The 26,577-nt window shown below is 71.7% G+C and carries 29 protein-coding genes; 16 read left to right on the top strand and 13 right to left on the bottom strand.

What is annotated here, in order from left to right:
- Positions 1-276: 276 nt before the first annotated feature.
- Positions 277-468 (top strand): DUF5302 domain-containing protein, encoded by a 192-nt coding sequence (locus N801_RS10465; protein WP_156996677.1) that lies wholly within the window; start codon positions 277-279, stop codon positions 466-468.
- 108 nt (positions 469-576) lie between these two features.
- Here N801_RS10465 and N801_RS10460 read toward each other — a convergent pair whose 3' ends face one another.
- Positions 577-2,103: a leucyl aminopeptidase gene (locus N801_RS10460; protein ID WP_035937346.1), complete on the bottom strand. Its 1,527-nt coding sequence runs from the start codon at positions 2,101-2,103 to the stop codon at positions 577-579.
- A gap of 102 nt (positions 2,104-2,205) precedes the next feature.
- Between N801_RS10460 and gcvT the strand changes: the two genes are divergently transcribed.
- From gcvT to N801_RS10445, 3 genes are read left to right on the top strand one after another with little or no spacing between them, the layout of a single operon-like run.
- Positions 2,206-3,318 (top strand): glycine cleavage system aminomethyltransferase GcvT, encoded by a 1,113-nt coding sequence (gene gcvT / locus N801_RS10455; RefSeq protein WP_035937344.1) that lies wholly within the window; start codon positions 2,206-2,208, stop codon positions 3,316-3,318.
- Positions 3,319-3,321: 3 nt separating this feature from the next.
- A complete protein-coding gene (locus N801_RS10450) occupies positions 3,322-3,816 on the top strand; it encodes an OsmC family protein (RefSeq protein ID WP_035937342.1) in 495 nt (164 codons plus the stop codon).
- A complete protein-coding gene (locus N801_RS10445; RefSeq protein ID WP_035937339.1) occupies positions 3,813-4,028 on the top strand; it encodes a hypothetical protein in 216 nt (71 codons plus the stop codon). Before N801_RS10450 ends, N801_RS10445 begins: the two co-directional genes overlap by 4 nt.
- 4 nt (positions 4,029-4,032) lie before the next feature.
- Here the strand turns inward: N801_RS10445 and N801_RS10440 are convergent, their stop codons facing one another.
- Entirely contained in the window at positions 4,033-4,611 is a 579-nt protein-coding gene (locus tag N801_RS10440; protein WP_035937337.1) for a DUF3043 domain-containing protein, read from the bottom strand.
- Between the two features lie 64 nt (positions 4,612-4,675).
- Between N801_RS10440 and N801_RS10435 the strand changes: the two genes are divergently transcribed.
- The 5 genes from N801_RS10435 to N801_RS10410 all read left to right on the top strand — a co-directional run bounded on the left by N801_RS10435 (position 4,676) and on the right by N801_RS10410 (position 10,455).
- Positions 4,676-6,049: a dipeptidase gene (locus N801_RS10435; protein WP_035937334.1), complete on the top strand. Its 1,374-nt coding sequence runs from the start codon at positions 4,676-4,678 to the stop codon at positions 6,047-6,049.
- Between the two features lie 2 nt (positions 6,050-6,051).
- Positions 6,052-7,092: a glutathione S-transferase family protein gene (locus tag N801_RS10430; protein ID WP_035937331.1), complete on the top strand. Its 1,041-nt coding sequence runs from the start codon at positions 6,052-6,054 to the stop codon at positions 7,090-7,092.
- A gap of 142 nt (positions 7,093-7,234) precedes the next feature.
- Entirely contained in the window at positions 7,235-7,798 is a 564-nt protein-coding gene (locus N801_RS10425; protein ID WP_052112850.1) for an RNA polymerase sigma factor, read from the top strand.
- Positions 7,795-8,793: a hypothetical protein gene (locus N801_RS10420; RefSeq protein ID WP_035937328.1), complete on the top strand. Its 999-nt coding sequence runs from the start codon at positions 7,795-7,797 to the stop codon at positions 8,791-8,793. The genes N801_RS10425 and N801_RS10420 overlap by 4 nt, the downstream gene beginning before the upstream one ends.
- A gap of 153 nt (positions 8,794-8,946) precedes the next feature.
- Complete coding sequence (locus N801_RS10410) at positions 8,947-10,455, top strand: RNA polymerase sigma factor (protein ID WP_156996675.1); 1,509 nt, start codon at positions 8,947-8,949, stop codon at positions 10,453-10,455.
- A 22-nt stretch (positions 10,456-10,477) separates the two neighbouring features.
- Here the strand turns inward: N801_RS10410 and nadA are convergent, their stop codons facing one another.
- Positions 10,478-11,671 (bottom strand): quinolinate synthase NadA, encoded by a 1,194-nt coding sequence (gene nadA, locus N801_RS10405; RefSeq protein WP_035937315.1) that lies wholly within the window; start codon positions 11,669-11,671, stop codon positions 10,478-10,480.
- Between the two features lie 95 nt (positions 11,672-11,766).
- Between nadA and N801_RS10400 the strand changes: the two genes are divergently transcribed.
- Positions 11,767-12,930 carry a glycerate kinase family protein gene (locus N801_RS10400; protein WP_035937312.1) on the top strand — a complete coding sequence of 388 codons (1,164 nt, stop codon included), beginning with the start codon at positions 11,767-11,769 and terminating at the stop codon, positions 12,928-12,930.
- Positions 12,931-13,048: 118 nt separating this feature from the next.
- Positions 13,049-13,423, top strand: coding sequence for a HesB/IscA family protein (locus N801_RS10395; protein ID WP_035937310.1), 375 nt, complete (start codon positions 13,049-13,051; stop codon positions 13,421-13,423).
- A gap of 80 nt (positions 13,424-13,503) precedes the next feature.
- Here the strand turns inward: N801_RS10395 and N801_RS10390 are convergent, their stop codons facing one another.
- The 3 genes from N801_RS10390 to N801_RS10380 all read right to left on the bottom strand — a co-directional run bounded on the left by N801_RS10390 (position 13,504) and on the right by N801_RS10380 (position 15,221).
- On the bottom strand, positions 13,504-14,229 hold the full coding sequence (locus N801_RS10390; RefSeq protein ID WP_035937373.1) for a flavodoxin family protein: 726 nt from the start codon (positions 14,227-14,229) through the stop codon (positions 13,504-13,506).
- A 75-nt stretch (positions 14,230-14,304) separates the two neighbouring features.
- Positions 14,305-14,868 carry a hypothetical protein gene (locus tag N801_RS10385; RefSeq protein ID WP_052112849.1) on the bottom strand — a complete coding sequence of 188 codons (564 nt, stop codon included), beginning with the start codon at positions 14,866-14,868 and terminating at the stop codon, positions 14,305-14,307.
- Positions 14,865-15,221: a PadR family transcriptional regulator gene (locus N801_RS10380; RefSeq protein WP_035937307.1), complete on the bottom strand. Its 357-nt coding sequence runs from the start codon at positions 15,219-15,221 to the stop codon at positions 14,865-14,867. Before N801_RS10380 ends, N801_RS10385 begins: the two co-directional genes overlap by 4 nt.
- 80 nt (positions 15,222-15,301) lie before the next feature.
- Between N801_RS10380 and N801_RS10375 the strand changes: the two genes are divergently transcribed.
- Positions 15,302-16,282 carry a carbohydrate kinase family protein gene (locus N801_RS10375; protein WP_035937303.1) on the top strand — a complete coding sequence of 327 codons (981 nt, stop codon included), beginning with the start codon at positions 15,302-15,304 and terminating at the stop codon, positions 16,280-16,282.
- A 16-nt stretch (positions 16,283-16,298) separates the two neighbouring features.
- Positions 16,299-16,991 (top strand): leucyl/phenylalanyl-tRNA--protein transferase, encoded by a 693-nt coding sequence (aat, locus tag N801_RS10370; RefSeq protein ID WP_035937302.1) that lies wholly within the window; start codon positions 16,299-16,301, stop codon positions 16,989-16,991.
- A 6-nt stretch (positions 16,992-16,997) separates the two neighbouring features.
- On the opposite strand, the gene N801_RS10365 is transcribed toward aat, so the two are convergent.
- Together N801_RS10365 and N801_RS10360 are read right to left on the bottom strand one after the other, a co-directional pair.
- Positions 16,998-17,222, bottom strand: a complete 225-nt coding sequence (locus tag N801_RS10365) for a sulfurtransferase TusA family protein (RefSeq protein WP_035937300.1) — start codon at positions 17,220-17,222, stop codon at positions 16,998-17,000.
- On the bottom strand, positions 17,219-18,349 hold the full coding sequence (locus tag N801_RS10360; protein ID WP_035937299.1) for an aminotransferase class V-fold PLP-dependent enzyme: 1,131 nt from the start codon (positions 18,347-18,349) through the stop codon (positions 17,219-17,221). Before N801_RS10360 ends, N801_RS10365 begins: the two co-directional genes overlap by 4 nt.
- Positions 18,350-18,442: 93 nt before the next feature.
- On the opposite strand from N801_RS10360, the gene ctaC reads away from it, so the two are divergent.
- The 3 genes from ctaC to N801_RS10345 are packed head-to-tail and all read left to right on the top strand — an operon-like array spanning position 18,443 to position 21,486.
- The gene (ctaC, locus tag N801_RS10355) at positions 18,443-19,333 is read left to right on the top strand and encodes an aa3-type cytochrome oxidase subunit II (RefSeq protein WP_035937297.1); all 891 of its coding nucleotides are present in this window, start codon (positions 18,443-18,445) and stop codon (positions 19,331-19,333) included.
- 23 nt (positions 19,334-19,356) lie between these two features.
- A complete protein-coding gene (gene ctaD / locus N801_RS10350) occupies positions 19,357-21,078 on the top strand; it encodes an aa3-type cytochrome oxidase subunit I (protein ID WP_035937366.1) in 1,722 nt (573 codons plus the stop codon).
- A 3-nt stretch (positions 21,079-21,081) separates the two neighbouring features.
- The gene (locus tag N801_RS10345) at positions 21,082-21,486 is read left to right on the top strand and encodes a cytochrome c oxidase subunit 4 (protein WP_035937294.1); all 405 of its coding nucleotides are present in this window, start codon (positions 21,082-21,084) and stop codon (positions 21,484-21,486) included.
- 6 nt (positions 21,487-21,492) lie between these two features.
- On the opposite strand, the gene N801_RS10340 is transcribed toward N801_RS10345, so the two are convergent.
- The 5 genes from N801_RS10340 to qcrA form a co-directional block, all read right to left on the bottom strand.
- A complete protein-coding gene (locus tag N801_RS10340) occupies positions 21,493-21,846 on the bottom strand; it encodes a metallopeptidase family protein (RefSeq protein ID WP_035937291.1) in 354 nt (117 codons plus the stop codon).
- 13 nt (positions 21,847-21,859) lie between these two features.
- A complete protein-coding gene (locus tag N801_RS10335) occupies positions 21,860-23,014 on the bottom strand; it encodes an RNA polymerase sigma factor (protein ID WP_035937288.1) in 1,155 nt (384 codons plus the stop codon).
- Positions 23,015-23,030: 16 nt separating this feature from the next.
- The gene (locus tag N801_RS10330) at positions 23,031-23,444 is read right to left on the bottom strand and encodes a YciI family protein (RefSeq protein ID WP_035937285.1); all 414 of its coding nucleotides are present in this window, start codon (positions 23,442-23,444) and stop codon (positions 23,031-23,033) included.
- 187 nt (positions 23,445-23,631) lie between these two features.
- Positions 23,632-25,446, bottom strand: coding sequence for a cytochrome bc1 complex cytochrome b subunit (gene qcrB, locus N801_RS10325; protein ID WP_035937282.1), 1,815 nt, complete (start codon positions 25,444-25,446; stop codon positions 23,632-23,634).
- Positions 25,443-26,573 carry a cytochrome bc1 complex Rieske iron-sulfur subunit gene (qcrA, locus tag N801_RS10320; protein ID WP_035937279.1) on the bottom strand — a complete coding sequence of 377 codons (1,131 nt, stop codon included), beginning with the start codon at positions 26,571-26,573 and terminating at the stop codon, positions 25,443-25,445. Before qcrA ends, qcrB begins: the two co-directional genes overlap by 4 nt.
- Positions 26,574-26,577: the final 4 nt, after the last annotated feature.

The following is a 26,577-nucleotide window of genomic DNA, read 5'->3' as shown; positions in this document are numbered from 1 at the left end:
CAGGCGCGGACAGCGCGGTCGGCCCGCGCCACCGGTCGGGTCCGGCGGCGGCGTCGCGCCGGTCGAGCTCCGCGAGCAGCCGGGTCATCCGGCGTCGTCGCCGACGGGGGCCCAGGCTCACCCGGTCCCACCACTGCCCCGTCGCCATGCGCCCCAAGATGACACCACCCGCGCGTGATGTCCGCCATTTGCGCGACATCGGGGGAATCGTGATGCCCACGACGGCCGCGGCGTGTCAGAGTGAGGGCGACCGCACCACCGATCCAGGAGGCCACCGTGTCCGAGTCGAAGAGCACGCGTCCGACGCCCAGCGAGGACATGAAGAAGAAGTTCAGGGAGGCCCTGGACAAGAAGCACGCGCACGGCGGTGCCGACGTGTCCGACCATTCCGAGCGTTCCAAGGTCGACCACGGCCACGGCCCGGAGACCTCCGGCCGTGACCAGATGTTCCGCCGCAAGTCCGGCTGACCCGGGGACCGTTTCCCGCCTGACCCGTGAAACGGGCCCGGGGCAAGAGAACTGTTCTCTTGCCCCGGGCCCGTTTTCCGGGTGCCCCGGAAAAGGAGTGGCGGGGGGTCAGCCGGCGTGGTCCTCGATGAGGCGCACGAGGGTGGCGACGCCGTAGCCGGTGCCGCCCTTGGGGGCGACGCCGTCGGCGCCCTTCTCGTTGAACGACGGGCCGGCGATGTCGACGTGGGCCCATGGGATGCCCTCGCCGACGAACTCCTGGAGGAAGAGCCCGGCGGTGAGCATGCCGCCCCACCGGTCGGCCTTGTGGGCGAGGTCGGCGACCACGGAGTCGAGGCCGGCGCGCAGCTCACGGGGGAGCGGCATCGGCCAGGAGTCCTCGCCCTCGGCGCCCCCGGCGTCGACGACACGAGCCCGGAAGTCGTCGTCGTTGCCCATGACCCCCGCGACCTTGCTGCCGAGCGCGACCATCTGCGCGCCGGTGAGGGTGGCGATGTCGACGATGGCGTCGGGCCTGGCCTCGCTGGCGAGGCAGATCCCGTCACCGAGCACCATCCGGCCCTCGGCGTCGGTGTCGATGATCTCGACGGTCGTGCCGTTGCGCATCGTCACGACGTCGCCGGGACGCTGCGCGGTGCCGCTGGGCATGTTCTCGGCGAGGCAGAGGTAGCCGGTGACGGCGACCGGGCCACCGAGCTCCGCGGCGGCGACGACCGCCGCGGCGACGGCGGCGGCTCCGGCCATGTCCGACTTCATCGTCAGCATGCCCGCGGCCGGCTTGATGCAGAGGCCACCGGAGTCGAAGGTGATGCCCTTGCCGACGAGCGCGACGGACGGGGCCTTGCCGGAGCGGGCGCGGCCGGGGGAGTAGGTCATCGTGACGATCCGCGGCGGGTTCGCCGAGCCCTGGCCGACGCCGACGATGCCGCCGAAGCCGCCCATGGCCAGTGCCTTCTCGTCGAGCACCGAGACGGTCACCTTGCCCGAGGAGGCGGCGACGACGGCCTTGACGCGGTCGACGAAGGCCTGCGGGGTGAGGAGGTTCGGCGGCGTGTTGACGAGGTCGCGGGCGAGGTCGCGACCCGCGCCGATCACGGCGGCCCGGGCGACGGCGGCCTTCGCGGACTTGCCCTGGCCGACCGTCGACACCACGGTGATCGCCGGGCCCGACGTCTTCGGGGCTGCGGTCGGCTTCCTGGCCGTTGTCGACACCTTGGTGGAGGCGGCATCGAAGGAGTAGCACCCGGCATACGCACCGTCCGCGACGGCCGCGAGGGCGGCCTCGTCGGCGGCGGGGAGGGCCAGCGCCACGGACTTCTTCGTCGAGACCGAGCGCAGGGCGGTTCCGGCGGCGGCGCGCAGGACGTCGGCGGTGACGTCGCCCTCCGCACCGAGCCCGGTGACGACGACGGCCGTGGCGGTGACGCCCGGGACGGCGACGACGCGGGCGACCTCGCCCGGCTTCCCCTTCGCCTCGAGGTCGGTGAGGACGGCGGCGAGGTGCTTCGCGGCGGCAGCGGGCAGGCCGTGGCCCTCGGCCAGCCGGGCTCCGGCGTCGGTGGAGACGGAGCCGACGACGAGGGCGTCGACCTTGAGGTTCGCGGCGTCGCGCGTGGTGAGGTTGAGGCTGGGCACTGCGGTCACTCCTGGGCTGGTTCGCGGCAGGCGAGGTCGTCGCCCCTTCCGTCCCGCACCCTAGCCGCGACGCCCGTCGGGCCCGCGCGATAGCGTGCGGACATGAGCGACCTGCTGCACTCTCCCGTCCACGACCGCCACGTCGCGCTGGGCGCCAAGATGGCCGACTTCGGCGGCTGGGAGATGCCGATCGAGTACCCCGGTGGTGGCGTCGTCGCCGAGCACACCGCTGTCCGCGAGCGCGTCGGGCTCTTCGACGTCAGCCACCTGGGCAAGGCGCGCGTCAGCGGCCGCTCCGGCGACGTGAGCGCCGTCGACTTCGTCAACACCTGCCTCACCAACGACCTGCGCCGCATCGGTCCCGGCCAGGCCCAGTACACGATGTGCTGCCAGGACGACGGCGGCGTCGTCGACGACCTCATCGCCTATGTCCGCAGCGACGAAGACGTCTTCCTCATCCCCAACGCCGCGAACACCGCCGCGGTCGTCGAGCTGCTGCGGGCGGCCGCGCCGGAGGGCCTGACCGTCGAGAACCTCCACGACGCGTATGCCGTGTTCGCCGTCCAGGGGCCGCTCAGCGACGAGGTCCTCACCGCCCTCGACCTGCCCGTCGACCACGACTACATGTCGTTCGTCGAGGCGCAGTGGCAGGGCTCGCCCGTCATCGTCTGCCGCACCGGCTACACCGGCGAGCGCGGCTACGAGCTCGTCCCGACGTGGGAGAGCGCCGGGCCGCTCTGGGACGCCCTCGCCTCCGCCGTGGCCGACCAGGGCGGTATGCCGGCCGGTCTCGGCGCGCGCGACACGCTCCGCACCGAGATGGGCTACCCGCTGCACGGCAACGACCTCAGCACCGAGATCACCCCCGTCATGGCGGGCGCCGCGTGGGCGGTCGGCTGGGACAAGGAGGCGTTCTGGGGCAAGGAGGCCCTCGCCGAGCAGCGCGCGGCCAAGACCTCGCGCCTGACCCGCGGCCTCGTCGTCACCGGCCGCGGCATCCCCCGCGCGCACTGCGAGGTCCGCAAGGACGGCGAGGTCGTCGGCGAGGTCACGTCGGGGACGTTCAGCCCGACCCGCAAGGAGGGCATCGCGCTGGCCCAGCTCGACCGCTCGGTCACCGTCGGCGACGAGGTCGTCATCGACGTGCGCGGCCGCGAGGTCCCCGCCACCGTCACCAAGCCGCCGTTCGTCGAGGTCGGCGTCCGCGAGGCCTGACCCATGGCAGGCGGACACCGCACGGGTGCGCACACCTACCGCGCCACGATCGCGTGGGAGGGCTCCACGGGAGGCGGCTACACGGCATACGCGCGCGAGCACGAGGGCACGGTGCCGCCGGCGCGCGACCCGGTCGCGCTCAGCGCCGACCCGCACTTCCGCGGCGACGCCGACCGCGCCAACCCGGAGCAGCTCCTCGTCCTCGCGGCCAGCTCCTGCCAGCTGCTGTCCTTCCTGCACGTCGCGGCCACCGCCGGGCTGGACGTCCTCGACTACACCGACGACGCCGAGGGCGTCATGCCCGTCGGGGAGCACCCCCTGCGCCTCACCCGGATCACCCTGCGCCCCCGGGTCCTCGTCGCCGCCGGCAGCGATGTCAGCCGGTTCGAGGACCTGGTGCACGAGGCCCACGAGGGCTGCTTCATCGCCAACTCACTCACCACCGAGATCGTCGTTCAGGCGACGGTCGAGGTCGCACCCAAGGAGAGCCCGACATGACCGATGCCTGGACCTGGACCTACGAGGACGCCCAGGGCGAGCCGGTGACGGGGGAGCCGACGACCGAGACGGCGTTCCCGACCCAGTCGGACGCCGAGAACTGGTTCGGCGAGGTGTGGCGCGAGCTCGCCGAGGCGGGGGTCGCCGCGGTGACGCTGCACCACGACGGCGCCAAGGTCTACGGGCCGATGCGCCTCGACGCGTCCGCCTGAGCGCTCAGCTCGGGAACTGCCCGCGGCCCACGATCGGACGGGGCATGCGGGTGCGACGCATCTGGAAGGCGCGCATCGCGGCGTAGAAGCCGTCGCCGCGGTGCACGGCCGCCTCGCCGTGCTTGGCCTCGAGCTTCTTCTTCACGCGGCGCCACATGAGGAAGGTGTCGATGGCCGCGGCCGTGATGAGGCCGTAGACGAGCGCGAAGACGATGAGCATCGCCCACGGCTCCCGGACGAACGAGAGGGCGAGGACGATGAGCATGACCGGGAGCATGAACTCCGCCACGCCCCAGCGGGCGTCGACGTAGTCGCGGATGTAGCGCTTGACCGGTCCCTTGTCGCGCGGCGGCAGGTGCGCCTCGTCACCGGTGAGCATCGCATGGCGCTGCTTGGCCATCGCCTCGCGTCGCTTGGCGCGGTCGGTGCTGCGCGCCGCCTTGCGGTCGGTGACGACGAGCGGCTGCTTGCGCGCCGCCTCCTGGTCGCGCCGCTTCGGCGTGGGGCGGTTCTTCGCGCCGACGCGGGCGGCGTTGGTCGCCTCCGCGAGCTCTTCGTTGGTGGTCTTGCTGCGTCCGAACACGGGCTGAGTGTATGCCGCCGGGCTGGGTCCCTTCGTCCGACCTCGCCCTGAGTAGGGTCGGGTCGTGACCGACCCCACCAATGCGACCGCCCTGCCCGAGCTCTCTGCGCTCCGCGAGACCGTCCGGGGCCTCATGCCCCAGCTGCGCAGCGACCTCGAGGCGCTGACGCGGATCCCGAGCGTCTCGCTCCCCGCCTTCGACCAGAGCCACGTCGAGGCGTCAGCCGAGGCGACCGCCACGCTGCTGCGGGCCGAAGGGCTCGAGGTGGAGATCGTGCGCGAGGGCGGCGCTCCGGCGGTCATCGGGCACATCGCCGGGCCCGAGGGCGCACCGACCGTCATGCTCTACGCGCACCACGACGTGCAGCCGCCCGGCGACGACGCGGACTGGGACAGCCCGCCGTTCGAGCCGACCGAGCGCGACGGGCGGCTCTACGGTCGCGGCGCCGCCGATGACAAGGCCGGGATCATGGCGCACATCGCGGCGCTGCGCGCCCACGCCGGCAACCTGCCCGTGGGGGTCACGGTGTTCGTCGAGGGGGAGGAGGAGGTCGGCTCCGACTCGCTGCTCACCATCCTCGAGCGCCACGGCGACAAGCTGCGCGCCGACGCGATCGTCCTCGCCGACTCCATGAACTGGGACATCGGCACCCCGGCGCTGACGACGACGCTGCGCGGTCTCATCCGGGTCGTCGTCACCGTCTCGACGCTGGACCACGGCGTCCACTCGGGCATGTTCGGCGGCGCCGTCCCCGACGCCATCACCGCGCTCGTGCGGCTCATCGCCACGCTCCACGACGACGAGGGCAACGTCGCCGTGGCCGGTCTGCGCTCCGGCGAGGCCGCCGACCTCGACTTCTCCGAGGAGCGGCTGCGCGAGGAGTCGGGCCTGCTCGACGGTGTCTCGACGATCGGGTCGGGCTCGCTTCTGTCGCGCATGTGGACCAAGCCGGCCCTCACGACCATCGGCCTCAACGTGCCGACCGTCGAGCGCTCGTCCAACACCCTCGTCCCGTCCGCGTCGGCCAAGCTCTCGATGCGCATCGCCGCCGACGAGGAACCCATGGACGCGTATGCCGCGCTCGAGGCCCACCTGCGTGCGAACGCCCCGTGGGGCGCCCGGGTCGAGGTCCACCTCGACGACCAGGGCGCCGGGTTCGCGGCCGACGCGAGCGGGCCGGTCTACGACCAGGCTCGCGCGGCGTTCGCCGACGCGTGGGGCACGCAGCCGGTGGACATCGGGGTCGGCGGGTCGATCCCGTTCGTCGCCGCCTTCGCCGAGCGCTTCCCCGACGCCGCGATCCTCGTGACCGGCGTCGAGGACCCCGACACCCGAGCCCACGGGGCCAACGAGTCGCTGCACCTCGGCGAGTTCGAGAACGTCTGTGTCGCCGAGGCCGTGCTCTTCGCCCGGCTCGGCGCGATGAGGAGGAGCTGACCATGGCGGAGAGCGGCCACGGGTCGTACGTCGAGCCCGAGTTCGAGCGCGACACGACCTACATCGAGGACCGGATCACCGCCGAGGCCGGACCGTGGCCGGTCGAGGCGGGGCGCTACCGCCTCGTCGTCGCCCGGGCCTGCCCGTGGGCCAACCGCGCGATCATCGTCCGCCGGCTCCTCGGCCTCGAGGACGCCATCTCCATGGGCATCTGCGGGCCGACCCACGACGCCGACTCGTGGACCTTCGACCTCGACCCCGGCGGGCTCGACCCGGTGCTGGGGATCCCGCGCATCAAGGACGCCTACCTCGCCCGCTTCCCCGACTACCCCAAGGGCATCACCGTGCCGGCCGTCGTCGACGTGCCGAGCGGCAAGGTCGTCACCAACGACTTCCCCCGGATGACGATCGACCTCTCGACGCAGTGGACCGAGCACCACCGCGAGGGTGCCCCGGTGCTCTACCCGGAGGCCCTGCGCGCCGAGATCGACGAGGTGAACCAGCGCGTCTACACCGAGGTCAACAACGGCGTCTACCGCTGCGGGTTCGCCGGGACGCAGAAGGCGTACGACGCGGCATACGAGCGGTTGTTCACGGCTCTGGACTGGCTCGAGGAGCGGCTGTCCACGCAGCGCTACCTCGTCGGGGACACGATCACCGAGGCCGACGTCCGGCTGTTCACGACGCTCGCGCGCTTCGACGCCGTCTACCACGGCCACTTCAAGTGCAACCGGAGCAAGCTCAGCGAGATGCCGGTGCTCTGGGCCTACGCGCGCGACCTGTTCCAGACCCCCGGGTTCGGTGACACGACGGACTTCGTGCACATCAAGAGCCACTACTACGAGGTCCACCGCGACATCAACCCGACCGGGGTCGTCCCCGCGGGCCCGGACCTGTCCGGCTGGGCGACGCCGCACGGGCGCGAGTCCCTCGGTGGTCGGCCGTTCGGTGACGGCACGCCTCCCGGACCGCCGCCGGCGTCGGAGCGGGTGCCCACCGCCCACAACCCGCACGTCGGCGAGGACGGCCTCGTCACGACCTGAATTGTCGGGTCCGTCCCGCGGCGCCACGTCGTTCTCGCCGCGCCCTGTCGCCGTGGCACCGTGGCGCGACGAGATCGACGTGGCGCTCGGATTTCTCGCCACAGCGGTCAACCTTTTGGCTCCGCGGTGCGACTCTGCTGGTGTGAGCCCTCTCCTGCGAGCAGTCCGTGACAGCGGGTTCGGTGCGCCGGCCGCCGGCACCGACCTCGGTCGCGAGGAGGCCCTGGTCGTCCTGTTCCGCACCCACTGCGCCGACCTCGTGCGCCTCGGGTACGCCCTCACCGGCGACCGGGGCGCCGCCGAGGAGGCCGTCCAGGACGCCTTCATGTCGCTGCACCGGAACTGGCGCACGCTGCGCGACCGGTCGGCGATGCACGCCTACCTACGGGCGGCCGTGGTGAACCGGTGCCGGTCCGTGCACCGCGCCCGCGCCAGCCGGGTTCGCGCCACCGAGCCGCTGCGGGCCGACCTCTCCGCCCGTCCCGGCGCCGACACCGACGTCCTCGCCCACGAGGCGTCTCGGCGCATCGCCGAGCAGGTCCGGGGGCTGCCGCAGCGCCAGCGCGAGGTCGTCGTCTGCCGCTACTACCTCGACCTCACCGAACGCCAGACGGCTGACCTCCTTCAGGTGTCCGTCGGCTCGGTGAAGAAGCACGCCAGCCGGGCGCTGGCCACGTTGCACGACCGGATGGGGGTGGCGCCATGAGCGAGGTGGAGGCACGCACGCGAGAGGCGCTGCACGAGGTCGTCGACGGTCTCGGCGTGACCGACCACGACGTCGCACGGATGGAGACCGACCTCCTGTCGGCGCTGGAGCGCCCGCGTCGTCTGGGCAGTTCCCGCGTCCGGGCGCTTGCCCCCGGCCGACGTCGGTGGGGGCTGGCCGCTGCGGCGGTGGCGGTGGTTGCCGCGGTCGCCGGAGGGTTCGCCCTGACCTCGGACGACCGAGAGCCGGCACGCCCCGCCGGAGCGCCGACGCCGTCGAACCTGCCGCCGTCGGACCGCCCCCTCGTCCCTGCCGACCTCGTCGGCACGTGGCAGAACGTCCCCGACTCGCCGTGGGTGTGGGACTTCACGGTCGACGGGCGACTGCGGGCGGTGGAAACCGCGGCGGCGTACCTCGAGGGCAGCTTCGAGGACCGGATCGTCTCCCGCACCGGCAACGTCTACACCGTGAGGGCGGAGGACGGATGTGACTCGACCTGGCGGATCAGGACCATGCGCCCGGGTGCCGTGGGGATCACCCCCCTCAAGAACTCGTGCAGTCAGCTCGAGGTCCCCGACGAGGGGGACGAGCTCCTGCTCGAACGGATCTCACCGGATCCGGATCTTCAGGGCGAGCTCGCGGCAGTGGCCACCAACGACGACCAGGGGTTCCTCAGGCAGACGTACTACATCGACGGAACGTGGCTGCACGTCGAGACGGGGACGGTGCTCGTCGTGGGAGCCCCCTGGGGAGGGCCAGTGCTCAGGTACGTCCTCGATGACGACGGTGACGGGGCGACCTCACCGGACCAGCGTGGCCGGGTGACGGTTCCCGAAACCGGTCCTCCGGTGTTCCGCCCGGACGGTGCCGGCTCCACGACGTGCGAGCTGCGCTTCGCCGCGAGCGTCCTCGACAAGGGGAAGGTGTCGACCACGAGCGAAGGGGGTGGGTGCCTCCCGGGACCCGGCCCCCACACGTGGGTCCGCATCACCTGACCCGACTGCTCCTCAGTCCCGCGGCTCAGTCCTGCGGCACCTCTGGTCACCGCGTGACCCGTCCTGGGCAGGCGCCGCGACGCCGGGTGGCCAGGTGGGCGTCATCTCCGTGTGGCGGTTCACCTCGTCGATGTCCGGTGGGACTCTGGTGGTGTGAGCCACCGCCTGCGAGCAGTCGGGGACCGCGGAAACCATGGGCCGGCCGCGGCGGTCGACCTGTCACGCGAGGAGGCGTTGGGAGTCCTCGTGGGTGCTCACGGCGCCGAGCTCCTCCGTCTCGCCCACGCCCTCACCGGCAACCGTGCGGCCGCGGAGGGCGCCGTGCGGGACGCCTACGTCTCTCTGCACCGGGACCCGGACGCCTTGCGAGACCGGTCGGCGGACCTGGCGTTGCTCCGCCGCACCGTGGTGAACGGATGCAGGGCCGTGGACCGTGGTCAACCGCGGGGACCTCGGGTCATTGAGCAGCCGGATCAGCCAGCCCCACCGCCCCGTCCGGTCGCCGGACCCGGCGCGGGCCGTGAGGCGCTGGACCACGACTCAGAGCAACGCCTGTGGGCCGCCCTGGGGCACCTGCCGCCGCGTCAGCGCGAGGTGCTGGTCTGCCGTCACTACCTCGACCTCACCGAGCAGCAGAGCGCCGACCTGCTCCAGGTCTCCCTGAGGTCCGTCAAGGAACAGACGAGCCGCGCGCTCGCCACGGGCGTCGCGGGGACCCTCGGACCCGAGTCGGTGCGCCAGCTGGTGGCCGACCTCGTGGTGACCGAGAGCGATGTCGAACGCCTGGAGGTCGAGATCAGGGAGCGGATCGACTCCGGGGCGCTGGGAGGTCCCGCCGAACGGCCACGTCGGCGGTGGGCTCTCGCCGCTGCGGCGGCGGCCACCGCTGCCGCCGTGGCCGGTGGGCTCGCCCTGTCTGCGGACGACCCTGCGCCCACGCGCCCCGCCCCGACGCCGGTGTCCGACCAGCCGCTCGTCCCCGCAGACCTCGTTGGCCTGTGGCGCAACGTTCCGGAGAGCCCGTGGTTGTGGGAGTTCACCGCGGACGGCCGCATGGGGGCCACCGAGACGTCGAGCGGATATCTCAGCGGTGGCACGGTGGCGAAGACCATCAGCCGTCGCGACGGTGACCGGTACATCACTTCCGACCCGACCGAGGACTGCGGCACCGACTACCGGGTCCGCCTCACGTCGGCGGGGGCAGTGGTGACCGTTCTCAGCGGTACCTGTGCGGAGGACTGGGTCGGCGCCGAGTACGACCTCGAGCGACTCTCGCCCGGTGTCGCCGGACCAGGTGCCATCCTGCCCCGGCACGCCAAGGCCGATGCCCCCACCCGAATGACCACCGCCCAGCTCGACGGAACGTGGTTCGATCCCGAGTCGAGCACCGTGCTCGTCGTCGGACAGGGGTACTCCGGCGTGTCCCTGACTTACGTGATGGATGACGACGGTGACGGTGCCACGGACCCGGACCAGCGCGGGCTCCTCGCCATGGAACCGGACGGGTCGATCCGTGCTCGGCCCTCCGCCGGCAACGCCGATGTGGAGTGTGGGCCACAGTTCACGAACGTGATGACCGACTCCGCGACGATGACGACGACAGGTGCGGACGGTGGCTGCGCCCCCACGGGGAGTCAGCAGACCTGGATCCGTGTGAACTGAGCGCTGCAGGTGCCAGCGGCAGTCAGTCCTTGGACGTCTCGCCGGGCAGGGCGAGCATCTGGTCCAGCGCCACGCGGGCGTCCGCGGCCACCTGCGGCTCGACCCGGATGGGGTTGACCACCCGTCCGTCGACGAGGGACTCCAGCGCCCACACGAGGTGGGGCAGGTCGATCCGGTTCATCGTCGAGCAGTAGCAGACGTTCTTCTCGAGGAACGTGATCCGCTGCGCCGGGAACATCTGCCCGAGCCGCTGCACGAGGTTGAGCTCGGTCCCGACGGCCCACGCCGTCCCGTCGGGCGCGGCGGCGATCGTCTGGATGATCCGCTCGGTCGATCCGACCTCGTCCGCGAGCTCGACGACCTCGTGCCGGCACTCCGGGTGGACGATGACGCGCACGCCCGGGATGGTGGCGCGAGCGGCCGCGACGGCCTCGGTCGTGAACCGGCCGTGCACCGAGCAGTGCCCGCGCCAGAGGATCATCCGGGCCGCACGCAGCTCCTCGACGGTGAGCCCACCCAGCGGGCGGTGCGGGTCCCAGACGACGCAGTCGTCGAGCGAGCCGCCGAGGTCGCGGGCCCACGTGTTGCGGCCGAGGTGCTGGTCGGGCAGGAACAGGACCTTGCCGTCGCCCTCGAGGCCACCGCGCTCGGACAGGGCCCAGGTGAGCGCGGTCCTGGCGTTGGAGGAGGTGCACACGGTGCCGCCGTGGCGCCCGGTGAACGCCTTGATCGCCGCCGAGCTGTTCATGTAGGTCACCGGCACGACCGCGTCTGCGACCCCGGCCTCGACGAGCTCGTCCCAGCAGTCCTCCACCTGGGCGATCGCCGCCATGTCCGCCATGGAGCACCCGGCGGCGAGGTCCGGGAGGATGACGGTCTGGTCCTCGCTCGTGAGGATGTCGGCCGACTCGGCCATGAAGTGCACCCCGCAGAAGACGATCCACGGCGCGTCCGGGCGGGCGGCGGCCTCCTTGGCGAGCTTGAACGAGTCTCCGGTGACGTCGGCGAACTCGATGACCTCGTCGCGCTGGTAGTGGTGACCCAGGACGAAGACCTTGTCGCCGAGCGCGGCCTTCGCGGCCCGGGCGCGCTCGACGAGGCCCGGGTCCGAGGGGGCAGGCAGGTCGCCGGGGCACTCCACACCGCGCTCGGAGTGGAGGTCGCGCCCACGTCCGAGCACGAGGAGGGGGAGCGGAGCAGCAGGCGTTGTCGTCACGAGAACGATCGTATGCCGCGTGGCCGGGTGGTGATCGGCCCGACGGTCACGACCACGGCGACGGGCGGCGCCGGTCGTTCGCTAGCGTTCGTTCCGTGCACGTCGTCATCGCTCCGGACTGCTTCACCGGAACCCTCACCGCCACCCAGGCCGCGGAGGCGATGGCGGCCGGCTGGCACGACACGGCCCCGGGCGACACCCTGACCCTGCTGCCCCTGTCCGACGGGGGCCCCGGCTTCCTCGACGTCCTCGCGCACGCCCTCGGCGGGACCACCGTCGCCCTCACCGTGAGCGACCCGCTTGGGCGGGAGGTGCCCGCAGCGGTCCTCGTCACGGGCGACCCCGGGGACCGGACGGCATACGTCGAGTCGGCGCAGGCCGCTGGACTGCACCTCCTGGCGGCGGACGAGCGCAACCCCGCCCTCACGAGCACGTGGGGGGTCGGCCAGCTCGTGCGGGCCGCCCTCACCGAGCAGCCGCGCCGCATCGTCGTCGGCCTCGGCGGCAGCGGCACCAACGACGGCGGGGCGGGGATGCTCGCGGCCCTCGGCGCGGGCCCGGCCGAGAGCCTCGCCCGCGGTGGGAGCGCCCTCGCGACGGCCCCCGACGACGCCCTGTCCGGCCTGCTCGCCGTGCGCGGCGAGCTCGCGGACGTCGAGCTCGTCATCGCCAGCGACGTCGACAACCCGCTCCTCGGCTTCAAGGGCGCGAGTGCGGTGTTCTCCCCGCAGAAGGGGGCCACCCCCGAGGTCGCGCAGGAGCTCGAGGCGGCCCTGGGTCGGTTCTCCGAGATCGTCGCGCGCACCGTGCCCGCCCCCACGGACCTGCTCACCGGCGCACCGCGCCGCCTCGAGCGCGAGCCCGGTGCCGGCGCGGCCGGGGGCCTCGGCTACGCCCTCATGCTGCTCGGCGGGCACCGGGTCAGCGGGGTCCAGCTCGTGCTCGACGCGGTCGGCTTCCACGACGTCATCTCGGGCAGCGACCTCGTCGTGACGGGGGAGGGGACCTTCGACTGGCAGAGCCTCAGCGGCAAGGTCGCGTCCGGGGTGGCGGAGGCCGCCCTCGGCGCAGGGCTGCCCACCGTCGTCCTCGCGGGTCAGGTCCTCGTCGGGCGCCGGGAGACCATGGGCCTCGGGATCAGCGGGGCGTATGCCGTCGCGGAGACGCCCGCGGAGCTCGAGGCGGCCATGCTCGACCCGGTGGGGACGCTCCGCGCCCGCGCCGCGCGGGTGGCCAGGACGTGGTCCCCTGCTCGGTGATCCTCCCGAGGGGACGTACTCTGGGGGGACGAACGGGAACAGACGAGGGTTGCGGACCGTTGCGACCTGATGCACGACGACAGACCACCCGAGCCCCGACGCAGCACAGGAGTCACCCATGAGCGAGCTCGACACCCAGGCCCCCGAGACCACCACCGAGGCGCCCGCACACGGCGTCCTCCTCACCGACCTCGCGGCCGGCAAGGTCCGCTCGCTCCTCGAGCAGGAGGGTCGCGACGACCTGCGCCTGCGCGTCGGAGTGCAGCCCGGCGGCTGCTCCGGCCTCATCTACCAGCTCTACTTCGACGAGCGCAGCCTCGACGGTGACCTCGTCCGCGACTTCGACGGTGTCGAGGTCGTCGTCGACCGCATGAGCGGCCCCTACCTCGAGGGCGCGACGATCGACTTCTCCGACACCATCGAGAAGCAGGGTTTCACCATCGACAACCCCAACGCCGGCAGCTCCTGCGCCTGCGGTGACAGCTTCGGCTGAGCCGAACCCACGGCGACTTATTGCCCGAAACGGCGGCTGCGGGACCGATCACATCGGTCCCGCAGCCGCCGTTTCGGGCCTCAGCGGTACTCGGGGTTGGGGTGGTCGAAGTTCACGCCCTGGTCCCACTGGACCCGCTCGTTGCCGCCGGTGGGGAAGCCGCCTCGCTCCTTGAGCAGCCGGGCGAGGTGCATGAGGTTCCACGTCATGAACGTCGTGTTGCGCTGGGTGAACTCGTTCTCGGGGCCGCCGCTGCCCTCGTCGAGGTACGAGGGGCCCGGCCCGGCCTCGCCGATCCAGCCGGCGTCGGCGTTCGGCGGGATCGTGCAGCCGAGGTGCTGGAGGCTGTAGAGGATGTTGGACGCGCAGTGCTTGATGCCGTCCTCGTTGCCGGTGATGATGGCGCCGCCGACCTTGCCGTAGTAGATGTACTGGCCCTGCTCGTTGGTCAGCCCGCTCATGGCGTAGAGCCGCTCGATGACCCGCTTGGTGACGCTCGAGTTGTCGCCGAGCCAGATCGGGCCGGCGATGACGAGGATGTCGCTGGCCCGCACCCGCTCCCAGATCTCGGGCCACGCGTCGCTCGCCCAGCCGTGCTCGGTCATGTCGGGGTAGACGCCGGTGGCGATGTCGTGGTCGACGACGCGCAGCACCTCCACGTCGACGCCGTGCTTCTGCATGATCGCGGTGCTCACGTCGATGAGCCCCTGCGTGTGGCTCTTCTCGGGAGAGCGCTTGAGGGTGCAGTTGAAGACGATGGCCCGAAGGCCCGTGAAGTCGGCGTCCTGCCAGCGGGGTGTGTCCATGTCGAGCACTCTGCTCGCTCGATCCGCGGCGGACAAGGGCGGTGATGCCCGCGGTGGGTCGCAGTCGGCGACTGCTCAGGCTCGGTCGCGTGCGCGTGCGGTGGACGTCGCTGCGGCGGCGGGCTGCTGCCGGCGCAGGAGACGCCACGGCTGCGCGACGAGGAGGAAGACGAGGAGCGGCACGCCGAGGAACCACGTGCCCACGCCCCCGGCCCCGGTCGAGAACCCGCCGCCGTCCGCCTCCACGCGCGCCGAGAAGTCGACCCCGAACCAGGGGAAGACGAACCCGCGCACGGCCCGTCCCGTGACCCCGCTGGCCTCCACCCCCGCGGTGAACGCGATCGCCGTGAAGAGGCACGCGAAGGCGACGAGCCCGAAGGCCACCGAGGCCCAGATCGCCGCCTGCGACCACCGGGGCCGGGAGGGGTTGGTGTCCGTGGCGGCGTAGGCGAGTCCCTTGGGGGAGCCGATGCCGAAGAGGGCGCGCGTGGTGCCCACGTCCGCGCTGGCCGCGCCGAGGTTGGCCCGCAGCTCGCGGCGCAGCTCGCGCCGCCTCGAGCCGCGCACCCCGCGCATCTCGAGCCAGAAGTCGTAGCGGAGGACGGCGTTCTCGATGCGAAGTCGGTCCAGGACGGTCATGCGGTTTCCCCTGTCGTGAGTGCGGCGCTGACGGCGGCGGTGGCGGTCTCCACCGACCGGACGAGGCCGTTCCACGCCGTCTGGCGGTGGGCGAGCTCGGCGTGGCCGGTATCGGTGAGCCGGTAGTACTTCCGCGCGGGCCCGGAGTCGCTGCGCAGGAGGTAGGACTCGAGGAACCCCGCGGCCTCGAGTCGGGTGAGGGCGGGATAGACCGTCCCCTCGGCCAGGTCGTCGAAGCCGGCGACCCGGAGCTGGGTGACGATCCCGTATCCGTACTGGTCGCCCGTCGAGAGCATGCTCAGGAGGAGGAGTCCGAGGACTCCCTTGAGCATCTGCGGGTCGTGGGCGGGCATGGGAGCATTCTTGGCCCAGTACTAATCAATGTCAAGTACCTGCGTATGTCGAGACCGCGGCCGGACGGTAGGTTGCCGAGGTGCGCATCGCAGTCACCGGGTCCATCGCGACCGACCACCTCATGACCTTCCGCGGCCGCTTCGCCGACTCCCTCGTCGTCGAGCAGCTCGACAAGATCTCGGTGTCCTTCCTCGCGGACACGCTCGAGATCCGGCGCGGGGGAGTCGCGGGCAACATCTGCTTCGGCATGGCCGCTCTCGGGCAGCGGCCGCTGCTCGTCGGTGCGGCCGGGGAGGACTTCGCCGACTACCGGAGCTGGCTGACCCGCCACGGCGTGAACTGCGACCACGTCCACGTCTCCGACTCCCGGCACACCGCGCGCTTCGTCTGCACCACCGACGACGACATGGCCCAGATGGCGACGTTCTACGCCGGTGCGATGAGCGAGGCCCGTCTCATCGAGCTCGGGCCGATCGCCGATCAGGGTCTCGACCTCGTCCTCATCGGCGCCAACGACCCGGAGGCGATGCTGCGCCACACCGAGGAGTGCCGCACCCGCGGCATCACCTTCGTCGCCGACCCCTCCCAACAGCTCGCCTTCGCGGACGGGCCGTTCATCCGCCGGCTCATCGAGGGCGCCGACTACCTCTTCACCAACGAGTACGAGGCGCACCTCACCGAGCAGAAGACCGGCTGGAGCGAGGCCGACATCGACGCCCAGGTGACGACCCGGGTCACCACGAAGGGCAAGAACGGCGCCGTCATCACGACCCGCGGCGAGGAGCCGATCGAGGTCCCCATCGCGCTCGAGGCGCGCCGCGCCGACCCCACCGGCGTCGGCGACGCCTTCCGGGCCGGCTTCCTCACCGGGCTCTCCGCGGGCCTGCACCACCGGCGCTGCGCCGAGATCGGCTCGCTCCTCGCGACCTACGTCCTCGAGACCGTCGGGACCCAGGAGTACACGCTCGACAAGCGCGCCTTCCTCGACCGGCTCGCCCGGGCCTACGGTGACGACTCGGCCGCCGACGTCGAGCCGCACATCACCGTCGCGGGGCACTGACCACACGACCGTGCCCGTGCCCGTGCCCTTCCCGCCGGTCGAGCCGCCTCCCAGCGAGTGGGAGCTCGGCCGCCTCCGGCCCACGCCCGACGACGACCTCGTCGGGGCCGGCGCCGACCTCGCCCCCGGAACGGTGCTCGCGGCCTACCGCGCGGGCCTGTTCCCCATGGGGCTCGGCGTCGACGGCGGTCGCCCCCTCGGGTGGTGGTCGCCGCAGCCCCGGGGTGTCCTCGACCCCGATGCGTTCCGCGAGCGACGCTCGCTGAGGAAGGCCCGCGCCCGCTTCGAGATCCGGGTGGACACCGCGTTCCAGGAGGTCGTGCGCCGGTGCGGCGACCCCGAGCGTGAGGGGCGGTGGATCACCGACGAGATCGCCGCGGCCTACGCCGAGCTGCACCGGCTGGGCTGGGCGCACAGCATCGAGACCTGGCGCGAGGACCGGCTCGTGGGAGGGCTCTACGGCATCGCGATCGGGGGGCTGTTCGCCGGCGAGTCGATGTTCCACGCCGAGCGGGACGCATCCAAGGTCGCGCTGGCCGCCCTCGTGGACCTCGTCCGGGCCGACGGCGACCCGCGCCGCATCATCGACGTGCAGTGGGCCACCGAGCACCTGCAGCGGCTCGGGGTGGCCGAGTGGCCGCGCGAGCGCTACCTCGACGCGCTGGCGGAGGCGCTGCACGCCCCGCCGATCGACTTCGGCTCGTCCTAGACCTGCTCAGCCGAGCACGACGACGTATGCCGTGTGCGCACCCCGGCGCTCGAGCGTCACCGTGTGTCCGCGCATCCGGGCCCACGCCGGGATGTCGGCCTCGGCGGCCGGGTCGTCGGCCAGCGCCACCAGGGTGCGGCCGGGCGGAAGGTCGCGCGCGAGGCGGGCGAGCTCGATGACCGGCAGCGGGCACCGCAGCCCGCGAGCGTCGAGGTCGACCTCGCCGGTCACAGCCCGTCCACCCCGAGACGGGCCCGGAGCTGCGCGACCACGCCCGGCAGCTCGCGGCACAGGGTGTCGACGTCGCGGGCTCGGTCGGGCCTCACCGCTGCCAGCGGGAGCGTGACCCGCACGTTGCCGTGGGTCAGCGCCCCCATCGCCGCGAGGACGTGGCTGGGCTCGAGCCGGCTGGAGGTGCAGGCCGAGCCCGAGGCGACGACCACGCCCCGGCGGTCGAGGGCGTCGACGAGGCTCTCGCCGTCGACGTAGAGCACGCTGAAGGTGACGACGTGGGGGAGGCGCCCGGTCCCGTCGCCGACGACGTCGACGTCGTCGATGGCGGCAGCGGCGGCGCGGATCCGGTCGACCAGCGCGCGGGCGGTGGGGTCCTCCTCGGCCCGGGCGTGGTCGGCCTGGCGCCAGGCCTCGGCCGCGGCGAGAGCCGCGGGCACCCACGGGTCGGCGGGCTCGCGGCCGTGCTCGGGTTCCCACCGGGGCCCGGGGAGGTCGAAGCGGGTTCCCGTGCGCACGGCGAGCACTCCGAGGGGAGGCCCGGCCACGGTGGCGGCGTCACCGACGAGGAGGTCCCAGGCGGACGGGGGCGCCACCCGGCCCAGCGACGAGGTGCCGTCGACGAGCAGCGGGACCCGCGCGGAACGGCATACGGCGTGGAGCCCGTAGAGGGGCTGGGTGGTGCCCACCTCGCCGTTGGCCTGCTGGAGGGCGACCGCCGCCACCGGGGCTCCGCCGGCCAGCGCGCTCGCCAGCGTGTCGGGGTGGAGCCGTCCGAGGGGGTCGACGGCGAGCGGCGCGGTCGCCGGGTCCGCGTCGTGGGCCTCGTGGACGAGGACGGCCTGGTCCACCGCCGAGGTGACCACCCGGGTGCCGACCCGACGGCGAGCGTGCCGGAGGCCCGCGACCCCGGTCCGCAGGGCGTGGACCCCACTGGGGTGGAAGGAGACCTCGTCGGCCCGGGCGCCGAGCGACGCGGCGACGCTCTCGCGCGCCTGGTCGAGGAGGAGGCGGGCCTGGCGCCCCTCGCGGTGCAGGCGACGCGGGTCGGCCCAGCCGGCGTCCAGCGCCGCCAGCAGCGTCTCGCGCGCGGCGGGGGGCAGGGGGCTGCGGGGGGCATCGAGCACGTGCTGACCGTAACCCCACCCGTCCCCGGCTGTGAGCCCTCCATGCACTAGTGTTTGTTGCTGTTCCAGCCCACGACGCAGGAGGGTGCTCCGGTGCCTCAGCACGACCATCTCAACCCCCGCTCGCGCGGTCGGCGGCTGACCACGTGGGCCGTGGTGACCGTGGCGGCGATGGTGGCGCTCAGCGGCTGTGAGCTCGGTGAGTTCAAGGACGGCTACCTCCCCAACGGCATCACCGAGAACGCCGACCGGGTGCGTGACCTGTGGATCGGCGCCTGGATCGCGCTCCTCGTCGTCGGTGCCCTCGTCTGGGGGCTCATCGGCTGGTGCGTCGTGGCCTACCGGCGTCGACGCGACGACAACGAGCTCCCCGTCCAGCTGCGCTACAACGTGCCGCTCGAGATCCTCTACACGATCGTCCCGATCTTCATGATCGCGGTCTTCTTCTTCTACACCGCCCGGGACCAGACCGCCCTGCTCGACACCGAGCAGGACCCGGCCGTGACGGTCAACGTCGTCGGCAAGCAGTGGTCCTGGGACTTCAACTACCTCGAGGCCGACGTCCACGAGACCGGCTCGCAGGCCATCCTCACCGGGGAGCCCGGCGCCGAGGAGACCATCCCGACGATGTACCTGCCGGTGGGGGAGCGCGTCGAGTTCGTGCTCACCGCCCGCGACGTCATCCACTCCTTCTGGGTGCCGCAGTTCCTCCAGAAGCTCGACATGATCCCCGGCCGGGTCAACAAGTTCCAGGTCGTCCCCACCGAGGAGGGCACCTTCAAGGGCAAGTGCGCCGAGCTCTGCGGCGCCTACCACTCGGCCATGCTGTTCAACGTCAAGGTCGTCCCCCGCGCCGAGTTCGACGCGCACATGGAGGACCTCAAGTCGCAGGGTCAGACCGGACTGCTCGGTCCTGACCTCAACCGCGAGAACCTTTCGCCGGCGGAGCAGGAGAAGCTGCCCGAGGAACTGAGGACCCGATGAGTGCCGCAGCCGACACCAGGACGATGCTCCGCGAGCGTGAGTCCGTCTCACGTGCCCGGGTTGCCCCCGGAGCCACGGTGGTCAAGTGGATCACGACGACCGACCACAAGGTCATCGGCAACCTCTACTTCATCACCTCGTTCATGTGGTTCCTCCTCGGCGGCCTCATGGCGCTGGTCATCCGCGCCGAGCTCATGCAGCCCGGCATGCAGATCGTGGACAACCCCGACCAGTACAACCAGATGTTCACGATGCACGGCACGATCATGCTGCTGCTCTTCGCGACGCCGCTGTTCGCCGCCTTCGCCAACGCGCTCATGCCGCTGCAGATCGGCGCGCCCGACGTGTCGTTCCCGCGCCTCAACATGTTCGCCTACTGGCTCTACCTCTTCGGTGGCCTCATCGCGGCCGGCGGCTTCCTCACGCCCGGCGGCGCGGCCTCCTTCGGCTGGTTCGCCTACACGCCGCTGTCCGACACCTCGTACAGCCCGGGCATGGGCGGTGACCTCTGGGTCTTCGGCCTCGCCCTCGCCGGCTTCGGCACCATCCTCGGGGCGGTCAACTTCATCACGACGATCCTCACGATGCGCGCACCCGGCATGACGATGTTCCGGATGCCCGTCTTCACGTGGACGGTCCTCGTCACCTCGATCCTCGTGCTGCTCATCTTCCCGGCGCTGGCCGCGGCCCTGTTCGCCCTCGGCGCCGACCGGCGCTTCGGTGCGCACATCTTCGACCCGGAGGCGGGAGGGGTGATGCTCTGGCAGCACATCTTCTGGTTCTTCGGCCACCCCGAGGTCTACGTCATCGCCCTGCCCTTCTTCGGCATCATCTCCGAGATCCTCCCGGTCTTCTCGCGCAAGCCGGTCTTCGGCTACAAGACCCTCGTCTACGCCACGATCTCGATCGCGGCGCTGTCGGTCTCGGTCTGGGCCCACCACATGTACGGCACGGGCCAGGTGCTGCTGCCGTTCTTCGCGATCATGACGATGCTCATCGCCGTCCCCACGGGCGTGAAGTTCTTCAACTGGATCGGCACGATGTGGGGCGGCAAGCTCACCTTCGAGACCCCGATGCTGTGGGCGCTGGGCTTCCTCGTGACCTTCCTCTTCGGTGGCCTCACCGGCGTCATCCTCGCCAGCCCGGCGCTCGACTTCCACCTCACCGACAGCTACTTCGTCGTGGCGCACTTCCACTACGTCGTCTTCGGGACCGTCGTGTTCGCGATGTTCGGTGGCTTCTACTTCTGGTGGCCCAAGCTCACCGGCCGGATGCTCGACGAGCCGCTGGGCAAGATCCACTTCTGGATGCTCTTCGTCGGCTTCCACACGACCTTCCTCATCCAGCACCTGCTCGGGATCTGGGGCATGCCCCGTCGCTACGCCGACTACCTCCCCGAGGACGGCTTCACCTTCGCCAACCAGGTGTCGACGGTCGGCGCCTTCATCCTCGGCGCCTCGATGATCCCGTTCTTCTACAACGTGTGGAAGACGTGGCGCTACGCACCGCTGGTCGAGACCGACGACCCGTGGGGCTACGGCGCCTCGCTCGAGTGGGCGACGTCCTGCCCGCCCCCGCGCCACAACTTCAACTCCATCCCGCGCATCCGCTCGGAGCGCCCGGCCTTCGACCTCAACCACCCCGAGGCCGCCCCCGCCGGCTACGAGTCCTCCGGCCTCGTGAAGGCGATGGGCCCGGCCGACCTCGGTGGCGACTCGATGTCCGCCAACAGCAAGGAGTCCTGACCGATGCTGGCCATGGAACGACTCGGCTACGTCCTCGGCGTCTTCTGCGCGGGAGTGGCTCTCCTGTACGGCGTGTGGGGGGACTGGGCCGAGCCCGTCGGCGTCGTCGGCCTCACCCTCGGGGCGCTCCTGGGGTTCATGATCGCGGGCTACCTCAACATCACCCGGCGCAAGCTCGACGGCGTCCCGCCGGAGGACGACCCGCTCGGTGAGATCAGCGACATCGCCGGCGACTTCGGCTTCTTCAGCCCGCACAGCTGGTGGCCGCTCTGGCTCGCCGGCTCGGCCGCCATCATCTTCCTGGGCCTGGCCATCGGCTGGTGGCTCGTCGCCCTGGGGACGTTCTTCGCCATCCCGGCGCTCGTCGGCTGGGTCTTCGAGTACTGGAAGGGCCCGCACGCCCTCTGAGCGGGCTCAGCCCCACCCGAGCTCGTGCAGGGTGTCGTCGTCGATGCCGAAGTGGTGCGCGATCTCGTGGACCACGGTCACCGCGATCTCCTCGCGCAGCTCCTTGACGTCCTCGCACATCCGCGTCAGGGGCCCGCGGAACAGGGTGATCCGGTCCGGCAGGTTGCCCAGGCCCCACCCGGCGTCCCGCTCGGTGAGCGGCACCCCGTCGTAGACCCCGAGCAGGTCGGGGTCGTCCGCGGCGGGCTCGTCCTCGACGAGGAAGACGACGTTGTCGAGCATCGCCATGAGCTCCTCGGGCACCTCGTCGAGCGACTCCTCGACGATGGCCTCGAAGGCGGCGGGTTCAATCGGCTGCACCCGCCACACCCTGTCACGGTTGCCGGAGCCGGGCGTGCAGGCGGGCCGCCAGTCGGGTGAGGTGGTCGCGCTCGGCGGCGCTGGCCGCGGCACGGGACGCGACGGCATACAGCCGTTGCGCCTCGCCGAGGTCACCCGCGCGCTCGTGCAGGTGCGCGCGGACGGCCGCGTGCCGTGGGACGCTCTCGGGCACCTCCGCGACCGCCCGCAGGCCCGCGAGGGGACCATCCACCTCCCCGAGGGCGACGGCGCGGTTGAGCGCGACGACGGGTGAGGGGTGGAGCCGCAGCAGCTCGTCGTACCACTCGAGGACCTGCGTCCAGTCGGTCTCCGCCGTCGACCGCGCGTCGGCGTGCAGCGCCGCGATGGCCGCCTGCGCCTGGAACTCCCCGAGCCGGTCCCGGGCGAGCGCGTCCTGGAGGATCTGCACGCCCTCGGCGACGAGCGCCGTGTCCCACCGGGAGCGGTCCTGCTCGTCCAGCGGCACGAGCTCGCCGCTCGGCCCCCAGCGCGCCGACCGACGGGCGTGGTGGAGCAGCATGAGCGCGAGGAGTCCGGACACCTCGGGCTCGGACGACGCGGCCGCCAGCTGGCGGGTGAGCCGGATCGCCTCCTCGGCGAGGTCGACCTCGCCGGTGTGGCCCTCGTTGTAGATGAGGTAGAGCACGCGCAGGACGCTGTCGAGGGAGCCCGGCTCGACCAGACCCTCCCGGGCGATGGTGCGTTTGGCCCGTGAGATGCGCTGCGCCATCGTGGCCTCGGGGACGAGGTGCGCACGGGCGATCTGCCGGGTCGTGAGCCCACCCACGGCGCGCAGGGTGAGCGCCACCGCCGACGAGGTCGACAGCGCCGGGTGGCACGCGAGGAAGAGCAGGAGCAGGGTCTCGTCCGCGCCGGTCACGGGACCCGGAGCGGGCTCGAGGTGATCGGCGACCTCGCGGCGCCGGCGGGCGGCGCCGGACCGCACCGCGTCGAGGTGCTTGCGCCAGGCGGTCGTCACGAGCCAGGCGAACGGCGCGTCCGGTGGCTGCGCGTCCCAGCTCAGGTGCGCCTCGAGGAGGGCCTCCTGGACGGCGTCCTCGGCCGACGCGAAGTCGGCGCCGCGGCGGACGAGGACGCCGAGCACCCGGGGACCGAGGTCCTTGCAGAGCGCCTCGAGGTCGGTCATCGCGAGCCGGCCGCGGTCAGCCGGTGACCTCGGGCAGCGAGGTGAGGAAGGGCCGGACCTCGATCCACTCCTCGAGCGGCACCCCGCCGGGGCCCGGGGCCGACGACAGGAACGCCGCGACCTCGTGGGCGCGCTCGACCGAGTCGACGTCGATCGCCATCCAGCCCGCGATGAGGTCCTTGGTCTCGACGAACGGACCGTCGGTGACCGGCGGGCTGCCGGCGCCGCCGTACCGCACGAAGGTGCCGCTGGGGGAGAGGGCCTGCGCGTCGACGAACTCGCCCCGCTCACGCAACGTGTCGGCCACGTGGTCCATGAAGGCGATGTGGTCGGTGACCTCCTGAGGAGCCCACTGGTCCATCGGGATGTCACCCTGGGGTCGACGCGGCGGCCCGCCGCGGTAGTGCTTGAGAAGCAGGTACTTCGCCATGGGGTCTCTCCTTGGTCGGTGACGGCCCTCCTGGCCGTCGACACTACCGAGACGGTGCCGGCGAGCGGTTCTCGACATCCGGGCCCGGGACGGGACCAGTCTCGCCCCGGGTGGAACGTGACAGCGGCCCCCGGGACGAGGTGTCCTGGAGGCCGCTGTCACTGCTGAGCGGGGAGCCGGCGTCAGCTCACTCCTTCATGCGGCTGGCGCTGCCGACACCGCGGGCCTGCGAGTCGACGTCGGCGCCGTGGCCGCCGTCGCCGGGGCCGTGGTCCTGCCGACCGTCGATGCCCTCGTAGTCGAGCGGGGCCTCGATGGCCTCGGCCTGCTGACCGTCGTGGTGCGCGGCCGCGAGCTCTGCCGGGGTCACGGGGTTGACCGCGTCCTTGAAGTAGAAGTGCGACAGCTTCGCCCGCAGACGGTCCTTGCGGCTGAGCGGGCGCTCGACGCCGTTCTCGTCGACCTGCGCGGTGAGCTGCAGGGGTGCCACCGGCTCGTGCTGGACGAGGATCCACCGCTCCTGCTCGGTGAGCGCGTCGTGGCGCTCGTGGAAGGAGCCGTCCGCCCCACGCATGATGCGACCCGACTCGCGGGCGTGCAGGGCGAGGTCGCGGTCACGGCGCTGCAGGCTGAGGCAGATCCGCTTGGTGACCCAGAACGCGAGCGGAGGCCCGACGAACAGGGAGATCTGGAAGACCCGGGTGATGTCGTTGATCGACATCCCGAGCTTGATCGCCATGATGTCGTTGCCCGCGGCGAACATGAACACCGAGTACGCGACGATGCCGGCCATGCCGATGCCGGTGCGGGTCGGGTTGTTGCGGGGCCGGTCGAGCAGGTGGTGCTCGCCGGTGTCACCGGTGACCCACCTCTCGACGAACGGGTAGGCACCGAGGACGATGTAGACCAGCGGGAGGAGCACCAGCGCCCCGAGGGCGATGTTGAGCGACAGGGTGTTGCCGAAGATCTCGAACTCCAGCCAGCCGGGCAGCAGGCGCAGGGCACCGTCGTAGGCGCCCATGTACCAGTCGGGCTGCGAACCCGCGGTGACCGGCGACGGGTCGTACGGGCCGTAGGCCCAGATCGGGTTGATCGTGAACAGGGCCGAGATCAGGGCGATGATGCCGAAGACGATGAAGAAGAACCCACCGGCCTTCGCGGCGTACACCGGCATGACGCGGTAGCCGACGACGTTGTCGTTGGTCCGACCCGGGCCGGGGAACTGGGTGTGCCTCTGGACCGCGACGAGGACGATGTGCGCCGTGAACAGACCGACGATGACCGCCGGGAGCAGCAGCACGTGGGCGCTGTAGAGGCGGGGGATGATCGCCTCTCCCGGGAAGGGGCCACCGAAGATGCCGTAGGCGAGGTAGGAGCCGATGACCGGTGCGGTCTGGACGAACCCCTCCATGGCGCGAAGACCGGTGCCGGAGAGCAGGTCGTCCGGGAGGGAGTAGCCGGCGAAGCCCTCGATGGCCGCGAGCAGCGCGAGCACCGTGCCGATGACCCAGTTGAGCTCACGCGGCTTGCGGAACGCCCCGGTGAAGAACACGCGGAACATGTGCACCGTGAGGCCGACGACGAACATCAGCGCGGCCCAGTGGTGGATCTGGCGGACGATGAGTCCGCCCTTGATGTCGAAGGAGATGTTGAGCGTCGAGGCGTAGGCGTCCGACATCGTCTGGCCGCGCAGCGGCACGTAGGAGCCGTCGTAGACCACCTGGGTGGCGCTCGGGACGAACCAGAGGGTCAGCAGCGCACCGGAGATGAGGCAGATGATGAGCGAGTACATCGCGATCTCGCCGAGCATGAACGACCAGTGGTCGGGGAAGACCTTGCGCAGCAGGTAGTTGACGCCCTTGGCCGAGCTCGTGCGGTCGTCGATCCAGCCGGCGACGCCGCCGACCTTGCGGGCGGCCGCACTCGGGCCGGGCTCGACCTTGGTGTCGCCGTCGCGGAGACGGTCGGCCGGTCGCCCGGAGGGGACGGTGTCGGTGCTCATGCGGAACCACGCTCCCAGAAGCTCGGTCCAACGGCCTCTTTGAACGGGCCCTTGGAGATGAGGTAACCCTCGTCGTCGACGGTGATCTCCAGCTGGGGAAGCGGGCGCTTGGCCGGGCCGAAGATGACCTTGCAGTCCTGCGTCACGTCGAACGTCGACTGGTGGCACGGGCACAGCAGGTGGTGGGTCTGCTGCTCGTAGAGCCCGACCGGGCAACCCACGTGCGTGCAGATCTTGGAGTAGGCAACGATGCCCTGGTAGCCCCAGTCCTTCTCCTTCTGGGACCTGATGTCGTCGGGGTCGAGCCGCATGACGATCACCGCGGCCTTGCCCTTCTCCTCGAGCACGTGCTTCTCGAGGTCGAGAAGCCCCTCGGGCATGACGTGGAAGACCGAGCCGATGGTCACGTCGCTCGCCTTGATGGGGGTGTTCTGCGGGTCACGCATGAGGCGGAGCGGGGCGTTGGGGTAGCTGCCGTCCTCCTCCTGATGGCCGTTCCAGAAGCTCACCGAGAGGTCGTCGCCCGGCAGCGGGCCGAGGCCTCCGATGACGGGCAGGATGACCGGGACCGCGAAGAGGCCGAGGGCGCCGCCGAGGGCGTACTTGATGATCGGGCGGCGGGTGAGGTGGGCGCTCTCCGCGCCGTCACCGAGGATCTGGACGAAGTCCTTCCGGGCCTCGTCGCTCGAGCGCATCGGGTGACGCATCTCGACCTCCTCGGTGTCCGGCATGAGGGTCTTGGCCCAGTGGACCGCCCCGAAGCCGATGCCGAGCAGGGACAGCGCCATCGTGAGACCGAGCACGGCGTGCAGCGCGTTGGCCTGCCCGATGCCCGGGATGAACATCGTCGACTGCTTGTCGATGGCGAAGTAGGCGACGACGAAGCCGAGCGTGCCGAGGATCGAAAGGATGAAGAGGCCGCCGACGGCGCGCTCGGCCCGCTTGGCGCCGCTCTCGCTGAGGTCGGAGGCCCGGTGGGTGTGCGGCGGGAAGCCCGGGTTCTCGAAGCGCGCCGGGATGCCGCCGTCGCCGACGACGTGGCCCTGGTCGAGGCGAACGGCGGTGGAGCCGAACTCACCCGGCTGGGTGACCTCGCCCCCGCTGGGGTGGCTGTCCTTCTCGTTCATCGGC

The organism is Knoellia aerolata DSM 18566 (genome assembly GCF_000768695.1).
GTDB classification, from domain to species: Bacteria; Actinomycetota; Actinomycetes; order Actinomycetales; family Dermatophilaceae; genus Knoellia; species Knoellia aerolata.
This window is presented reverse-complemented; position numbering and strand designations above follow the sequence as displayed.

Bases quoted from the DNA above. Each gene is read 5' to 3' on its own strand.
- gcvT (WP_035937344.1), top strand. From the start codon at position 2,206: ATGAGCGACCTGCTGCACTCTCCCGTCCACGACCGCCACGTCGCGCTG.
- N801_RS10450 (WP_035937342.1), top strand. From the start codon at position 3,322: ATGGCAGGCGGACACCGCACGGGTGCGCACACCTACCGCGCCACGATC.
- N801_RS10445 (WP_035937339.1), top strand. From the start codon at position 3,813: ATGACCGATGCCTGGACCTGGACCTACGAGGACGCCCAGGGCGAGCCG.
- N801_RS10430 (WP_035937331.1), top strand. From the start codon at position 6,052: ATGGCGGAGAGCGGCCACGGGTCGTACGTCGAGCCCGAGTTCGAGCGC.
- N801_RS10420 (WP_035937328.1), top strand. From the start codon at position 7,795: ATGAGCGAGGTGGAGGCACGCACGCGAGAGGCGCTGCACGAGGTCGTC.
- N801_RS10395 (WP_035937310.1), top strand. From the start codon at position 13,049: ATGAGCGAGCTCGACACCCAGGCCCCCGAGACCACCACCGAGGCGCCC.
- N801_RS10390 (WP_035937373.1), bottom strand. From the start codon at position 14,229: ATGGACACACCCCGCTGGCAGGACGCCGACTTCACGGGCCTTCGGGCC.
- N801_RS10385 (WP_052112849.1), bottom strand. From the start codon at position 14,868: ATGACCGTCCTGGACCGACTTCGCATCGAGAACGCCGTCCTCCGCTAC.
- N801_RS10380 (WP_035937307.1), bottom strand. From the start codon at position 15,221: ATGCCCGCCCACGACCCGCAGATGCTCAAGGGAGTCCTCGGACTCCTC.
- ctaD (WP_035937366.1), top strand. From the start codon at position 19,357: ATGCTCCGCGAGCGTGAGTCCGTCTCACGTGCCCGGGTTGCCCCCGGA.
- N801_RS10345 (WP_035937294.1), top strand. From the start codon at position 21,082: ATGCTGGCCATGGAACGACTCGGCTACGTCCTCGGCGTCTTCTGCGCG.
- N801_RS10335 (WP_035937288.1), bottom strand. From the start codon at position 23,014: ATGACCGACCTCGAGGCGCTCTGCAAGGACCTCGGTCCCCGGGTGCTC.
- N801_RS10330 (WP_035937285.1), bottom strand. From the start codon at position 23,444: ATGGCGAAGTACCTGCTTCTCAAGCACTACCGCGGCGGGCCGCCGCGT.
- qcrB (WP_035937282.1), bottom strand. From the start codon at position 25,446: ATGAGCACCGACACCGTCCCCTCCGGGCGACCGGCCGACCGTCTCCGC.
- qcrA (WP_035937279.1), bottom strand. From the start codon at position 26,573: ATGAACGAGAAGGACAGCCACCCCAGCGGGGGCGAGGTCACCCAGCCG.